Origin of the sequence: Gemella bergeri ATCC 700627, from assembly GCF_000469465.1 — a bacterium.
In the GTDB taxonomy this organism is placed as follows: Bacteria; Bacillota; Bacilli; order Staphylococcales; family Gemellaceae; genus Gemella; species Gemella bergeri.
In genome coordinates this window covers 1-6,937 of the sequence record NZ_KI271867.1, presented here as the reverse complement: position 1 = coordinate 6,937, position 6,937 = coordinate 1, and the positions used below count along the sequence as shown (strand labels likewise).

Genomic DNA, 6,937 nt, shown 5'->3' with positions numbered 1-6,937 from the left:
TCTCATGCCCCGTATTTGACACAGAGCCTCTTTATGGGGAGATTTCTTATTCATTATCTGTTATATTTTCATCTGCAGAAACATCAATTATTTCTTCTTGTTGTTTTTCTTTTTCCAAACGAGCTTGTTCTTCATAATATTTTTTATTGACTATTCTATCTAATTGCTCAGCTTCTTCTTCGCTAAGTTCTTTCGGCATTTTACCGAATTGATATAAAGCAACGATTTCTTTTCTGTCAATTGTTTCCACTTTCATCAGTGTTTGAGCTATTAACTCCAATTGCTCTCTATGAGTTTCTATAATATGAAGCACTTTTGTATAACATTCATTAATTATTTTTCGTACTTCTCCGTCGATTTCTTTCAACATATCTTCCGAATAATTACCTATACTTGATAATTGACGTCCGCTGTATGGATCATGGTATGGTGCTTGCATCGGTCCTACAGCATCACTCATACCGTACTCCGTTACCATTGCACGGGCAATTGCCGTCACACGTTCGAAGTCGTTATGAGCACCGGTTGATACTTCATTAAAGAAGATTTGCTCCGCAGCACGTCCTCCCAACAATCCACAAATTTTGTCGATTAGATCCGTTCTTGTTTGGAAGTATTTTTCTTCTTCCGGTATCATTAAATTATAACCACCGGCATCACCACGTGGGATAATAGTAACTTTTTGTACTTTATCTGCACTGTCTAAAACCATTCCGACGATTGCATGCCCTGCCTCATGATATGCTACTAAACGTTTTTCTTTTGGAGTGTAGACTCTACTACGTTTAGCAGGCCCACCAATAACTCTGTCCATTGCCTCGTCTAAATCTTCTTTTTCAATGGCTTTTTTATTTTCCCGTGCCGCAAGCAAAGCCGCCTCGTTTAAGATATTTGCAAGATCCGCTCCGGAAAATCCCGGAGTTTTTTGTGCAAGACTTCTCAATTCAACATCTTCTGCCAACGGTTTTCCTTTAGCGTGAACTTTTAAGATTGCCTCACGACCTTTTACGTCAGGTGTTGATACTTTAATTTGTCTATCGAATCGTCCCGGTCTTCTTAATGCACTGTCAAGAACATCAGCACGGTTAGTAGCCGCAATAACGATTATACCTTTGTCGCCGTTAAATCCATCCATTTCTACAAGAAGTTGGTTTAACGTTTGTTCACGTTCATCATTACCGCCACCGACTCCGCTTCCACGTTTACGACCAACGGCATCTATTTCATCAATAAAGATAATACATGGTGCACTTTTTTCCGCTTCTTTAAACAAATCCCGAACACGGCTCGCACCGACTCCGACAAACATCTCAACAAAATCAGAACCCGAGATTGAGAAGAACGGTACTTTTGCTTCCCCTGCCACGGCACGTGCAAGAAGCGTTTTACCTGTTCCCGGAGGTCCCTCTAATAAAACACCTTTAGGTATTTTAGCACCCATTTTGGTAAATTTGCGATGATCTTTTAAAAATTCAACCATTTCTGCCAGCTCTTGTTTTTCTTCATCAGCTCCGGCAACATCGGTAAAAGTGATTTTTGCTTCATCTCCATCGATTTTTTTAGCTTTCGATTTTTGGAAATTCATCATTTTTCCACCACCGCCGCCTTGCATTTGCGACATAAAGAACACCAACAGTCCCATCATTAAAATAAACGGTATTATATTTCCTAAAAATTGAAGAATTACACCCGTTTTTTCTGCCGGTTTATATTCAACAACGCTAAGTTTTCCTTCTTTCGCCTTATCGTTGATTTGTTCTCTTACTTTACTATCACTTGCCGGTACTACCGTTTCAAAGTTTTTATTACCGTCTTTTAATGTTCCTTTAACATTGTAATTTTCATCTTTTTGTTGCAAACTAATATCCTTAATTTTATCATCATTAATATTTTGGACAAGTTTAGCATAATCTATTTTCTCTGTTGTCCCCGGTAAATCTTGCTGCCAATAAGCAAATACTCCAATAGCAATAACTATTAAAGCTAGAATACCAAGAAAAGGGTTCTGCCTTTTTCTATTATTCATAAGAAAAACTTTACCTCCTACTATTATCCTAATTTTCTAAAAGTAATTCATTTTAACACAATGTACTTTAAATCTAATTAAAGTTTTGACTATTTTTGACTAAAAATTTCTTTTCTTTTTTTCAGTTTTTAATAACACCTAATCTACTTGGTGTAAATTTCTTTTTTCAACACCCCGATATATGGAAGATTTCGATATTTCTCCTCATAATCTAAACCGAAACCTACTAAAAATGCGTTTGGAGATTCTATTCCGATATAGTCCGCTTGCACTTCAACAACACGTGTTTCCGGTTTATCCACTAAAGATGCACAGGTTACACTATTCACACCGAGTTCTTTTAAGTATTCAATAAGGCATTTTAACGTTCTGCCTGTATCAACAATATCCTCAATTATAATGACATCTTTATCTTTAACGTCCATAGCTACATCTTTATTGATTTTTATCGTCCCTGATGAACAAGTCCCACCATGATAGCTTGAAACATCAATAAAATCAGTTACAACATGTATATCAATGTGCTTCATAACTTCTGCCATAAAAGGTAACGCACCTTTTAATGTGCATAAAAGCACCGGTTCTTTGTCCTTATAATCTTCTTCTATTTGCTTTGCTATTCTTTTGGAAGCATTTACGATTTCCTCATGACTAAATAGAATTTTTTCTATATCCTGCTTTAAATTTTCCACTGCTTTATCCTTTCGTTTTTATATAATAGTCATATTTTATATTTTTGTTAACCTTAGTACCGATATCTAAAACTCCCAAAATACTATTTCCACTCCTTACAACCGCCAACTCATCACGCAATCTTGCCGGAATCTTTTCATCAATAAGCAATCTTGACAATTTTTTATTAATATCGCCTCTTTTTACTACATCACCCTGACGCCTTGTTGTAATAATAAGTGGTAAGTCTTCTTTATTAAATCCAAGCTCTGCACCTTCGGTATTTGTTGATATTAGAAACTTATTTTGATAAAATTCATACTCTTTATTATCTTCAATTTTATCTATAATTAATTCTATTTTACCATTATAACACTTTTTCACAATTTTATGAATATATATACTATTATATTCTACTACTATTTTAAAATTATTTTTCACATCATAACTTTTATTACCTCCCCTTTGTTTTAAATCTTCTATTATCTTAAACAAAGTTCGTTGTTTGATGTCACAAACACAAAAATTATCTATAAAAATCTCTTTAAAAATAAAAAATATTTCTTCTCTTTTTAATAAAAGTAATTTTTCTTTATCAAGCACTACAAAATTTTTCGAACTTTCTTTTATGTAGGTATTTTTTCTTTTTAAGACACTCTCTTTTAAAATAGTATTCACGTTGAAATAATACTCCGAAAAATTAATAAGATTATCAAAACTGGCATTATTAACGCTGTTTAACAGTGGAACTATATTATGGCGAATATTATTTCTGGTATATTCAGTATCGAAATTTGTTTTATCGGTATAATATGTTAGCTTCTCCCTTGCGGCATATTTTTCCAATTCTTCTTTTAAAGTATCTAAAAACGGTCTACAAATATTTAAACCGTTTATTATTGTCTTACTTTCTATTGAAAGGTTGTAATCAATACTTCTCCCGCTTAGCAATCTCATTAAAATATTTTCAACTCTATCATTTTTATGATGAGCTGTTAAAATTTTATCAATTTTTTCAGCTTTTGCCATTTCTTTAAATGCTTTATATCTTAATTCACGTGCCAACATTTCCTCAGAAATATGTGATTTTTTAACAAATGTTTTCATATTTAATTCTTTTTTATAAAATTTCACACTATAACTGCCCACAAATTTTTCAACGAAGCTCGCCTCTTCAAAAGATTCGTTCCTTAATCCATGGTTAATATGAAAAACTACAAGTTCTTTATAACTATTTTTATATTTTGTCACCAAAAGATGAAACAAAACAATAGAATCTACACCACCGGAAAGCGCTAATGCTATTTTCTCATTTTTTTCCCACAAAATATTAAAATTCATCACTTTGACCTCTGCTATCTAAATAACCTTTTTCCAACAATTCTTGCTTTATATTTTCAAATTTTTTTATTTTTGATTCTGTTGTAGCTATTATTTGTTCTAAAAAACCATTGGGAATTTCTAAAAATTCTTGCTTCTCTTCATTTTCTTGTGCTAACTCTATTATAGCTTTTTTTCCTTTTTTAACAGATATTTTCATATTACCTAAATATCTCAGTTTGTGCAAATCCGTTATTTTAGTTTTTTCAATTTTGGGTTCTTGATTTATTACCGCTTTTTCTACATTATCTATCTTCTCTTTTTTTATTTTTTTCTTTTTTACTTTTTCTTTTTTAAAAGGTGCTTTTTTCTCTACATTCTTTTCGTCATTTATTTTATCCTTTTGACTGAGAATATAAAAATCTTTTTTAAAATTTATTACCCTTGCTTTAACAATAAAACCAAGAGAAAAAATATCAATCAATTTTCTCTTTTTTCCAATATTCATATTTTGCTTTGGTAAAAATCCTTGGTTGTTATCAAACTCAACAAATAAACCATAATTTTCAACTTTTATAACTTTTCCGGAAATTTCTTTTCCTATAATATCTTTTTCCACAAAATCACCACGCTTTACTCAATACAACTTTATTCATCATTATATCACAAGAAAAAATATCCAACAACTAAGGTAGATAATAATATAGTTTTTCTCTCAAAATCAAATTTTTATTTAATCTTTTCCTACTTTACAAAACTACTCTTTCTGTGTTACCATTAAGATAACATAAATTTAACACATTAAATTTTAAAATATTAAAAGGAGTTTGTTTTATATGCTAATACGTAGTACAAAAGTATGGTCTAATAGTCAGTTTTTACCGTTAACACTTGAAATAAAAGAAGGAAAAATAATTTCCATCTATGATTATAATCATTTTGATACCGTCGATTATGATTTTGAAAATAATCGTATCTTACCGGGATTTATAGATATTCATACTCATGGTGCTTACGGCTATGATACAAACGATGCAACAGAAGACGGTTTACGTAATTGGATTAAAAATATACCGAGTGAGGGGGTAACTTCATTTTTACCAACAACTATTACCCAAACAGAAGAAGTTCTATTAAAAGCTGTGAAAAACATTGCCAATGTTTATGAAGCAGGTTACGATGGTGCTGAAATACTTGGTATTCACTTTGAAGGTCCTTATCTGGATGCTGAAAAACGAGGTGCTCAACCTCTAAAATGTATTCAAACTCCAAGTATTGAACAATTTAAGAAATTCCAACAGGCTAGTAATAATCTTATAAAACTTATTACTATAGCTTGCGAAAAAGATATTGATTACAAACTTACAAAATACTTAGCAAGCCAAAATATTAAAGTTAGTCTTGGTCATTCAGCTGCCAACTATAAAGAAAGTTACTTAGCTTTTGCCAATGGTGCTACTTCTCAAACTCATGTGTTCAACGGTATGGTCGGTTTTCATCATCGTGACGGCGGACAGGTCGGCTTCGCTTTACGTTCTAAAGACACTTATGGAGAAATTATTTGTGATGGTATTCATTCAACGACTGATGCCCTAAATACTTATTTTAATGCTAAAGGTCGTGACCATGCTATTATGATTACCGATTCATTGTGTGCAAAAGGCTGTGGTCGTGGTTCTTATGTTTTTGGCGGTGAGAATATGGAAATTTACGAAGATGGAAGTGCTCATCGTGATGATGGACGTTTAGCCGGCTCAACTTTACGAGTTATTGACGGTTTAAGAATTTTAATTGAAGAAGCGTTGATTCCGATAGATTCAGCCATAAATTCATGTACTAAAAATCCTGCGGAAATGCTCGGTTTTGGTGATAAAAAAGGAAAATTAAAAGTTGGCTATGATGCTGATTTTGTCGTTATAAATTCTGATTATGAAATACTCAATACCTTTACCCGTGGGAAACTTGCTTATAGTAATAAAATAGGAGAATAACAATATGAAATATTTAGTTTTTGAAACAAAAAAAGATGCCTCTAAAAAGGCTTATGAAATACTGAAACAACTTATTAATAAAAATTCTACTTTGGGTCTTGCTACCGGTTCTACTCCTATCGATCTTTATCATGAAATGATTGAAGATTTTAAAAAAGGAAATTTCAGTTATAAAAATATAAAATCATACAACTTAGATGAATATGTTGGTATCAATTATGATCACCCTGAAAGTTATCACAAATTTATGGAAACAAATTTATTTAATCATATCGATATTGATAAAAATAATACTCATATTCCCAATGCCGGTGCAAAAAATTTAAAACAGGCTCTTGAAGATTATCAGAATGAACTAAATAATACCGTTATCGATGTACAAATATTAGGTGTCGGCTCTAACGGACATATCGGTTTTAATGAACCGGGTACATCTTTTGAAACAGGAGTTCATGTTGTAGACTTAAAAGAAGAAACTATTAAAGCAAATTCACGATTTTTCGATAATAATATAGATTTAGTTCCTAAACAAGCTGTTACTATGGGCATTAATGATATTATGCGTGCTAAACATATTATTCTTTTAGCTTTCGGTAAAGAGAAAAAAGAAGCTATTAAATATCTTACTTCCGGCGATTTAATAGATGAGAATGTTCCATGTACTATTTTAAAAAAACACCCCAGCGTTTATGTTTTCGTCGACAAAGAAGCAGATTATAAATAAGAAACTAGAAGCAACCAAACAATCTTTTTGTTTAGTTGCTCTTATATTATGTTAAAACATTTATACGTTGCTCTCTTATCTTTTTTGTAAATTTGTTATAAAAAATCGGACTTGATTTTTCATCAGTCCGATTTTTTGTTGAGCCAAAATAAAAACTCCCAAAAGGGAGTTAAACAAAAGCCTGGCAACGATCTAACCTCGCAG

The 6,937-nt window shown here is 31.9% G+C and carries 6 protein-coding genes; 2 read left to right on the top strand and 4 right to left on the bottom strand.

The window, feature by feature from the left end; all coding sequences use genetic code 11:
• Nucleotides 1-46: 46 nt before the first annotated feature.
• From ftsH to HMPREF1983_RS06425, 4 genes are all read right to left on the bottom strand, one after another.
• A complete protein-coding gene (ftsH, locus tag HMPREF1983_RS06440; protein ID WP_021753501.1) occupies nt 47-2,026 on the bottom strand; it encodes an ATP-dependent zinc metalloprotease FtsH in 1,980 nt (659 codons plus the stop codon).
• Nucleotides 2,027-2,169: 143 nt separating this feature from the next.
• Complete coding sequence (gene hpt / locus HMPREF1983_RS06435; protein ID WP_021753500.1) at nt 2,170-2,718, bottom strand: hypoxanthine phosphoribosyltransferase; 549 nt, start codon at nt 2,716-2,718, stop codon at nt 2,170-2,172.
• Between the two features lie 4 nt (nt 2,719-2,722).
• Nucleotides 2,723-4,039: a tRNA lysidine(34) synthetase TilS gene (gene tilS, locus HMPREF1983_RS06430; RefSeq protein WP_021753499.1), complete on the bottom strand. Its 1,317-nt coding sequence runs from the start codon at nt 4,037-4,039 to the stop codon at nt 2,723-2,725.
• Nucleotides 4,029-4,637, bottom strand: coding sequence for a S1 RNA-binding domain-containing protein (locus HMPREF1983_RS06425; RefSeq protein WP_021753498.1), 609 nt, complete (start codon nt 4,635-4,637; stop codon nt 4,029-4,031). Before HMPREF1983_RS06425 ends, tilS begins: the two co-directional genes overlap by 11 nt.
• Before the next feature lie 217 nt (nt 4,638-4,854).
• Here HMPREF1983_RS06425 and nagA point away from each other — a divergent pair, with 217 nt between their 5' ends.
• Together nagA and nagB are read left to right on the top strand one after the other, a co-directional pair.
• Nucleotides 4,855-6,009 (top strand): N-acetylglucosamine-6-phosphate deacetylase, encoded by a 1,155-nt coding sequence (gene nagA / locus HMPREF1983_RS06420; RefSeq protein WP_021753497.1) that lies wholly within the window; start codon nt 4,855-4,857, stop codon nt 6,007-6,009.
• Nucleotides 6,010-6,013: 4 nt separating this feature from the next.
• Entirely contained in the window at nt 6,014-6,733 is a 720-nt protein-coding gene (gene nagB / locus HMPREF1983_RS06415; protein ID WP_021753496.1) for a glucosamine-6-phosphate deaminase, read from the top strand.
• Nucleotides 6,734-6,937: the final 204 nt, after the last annotated feature.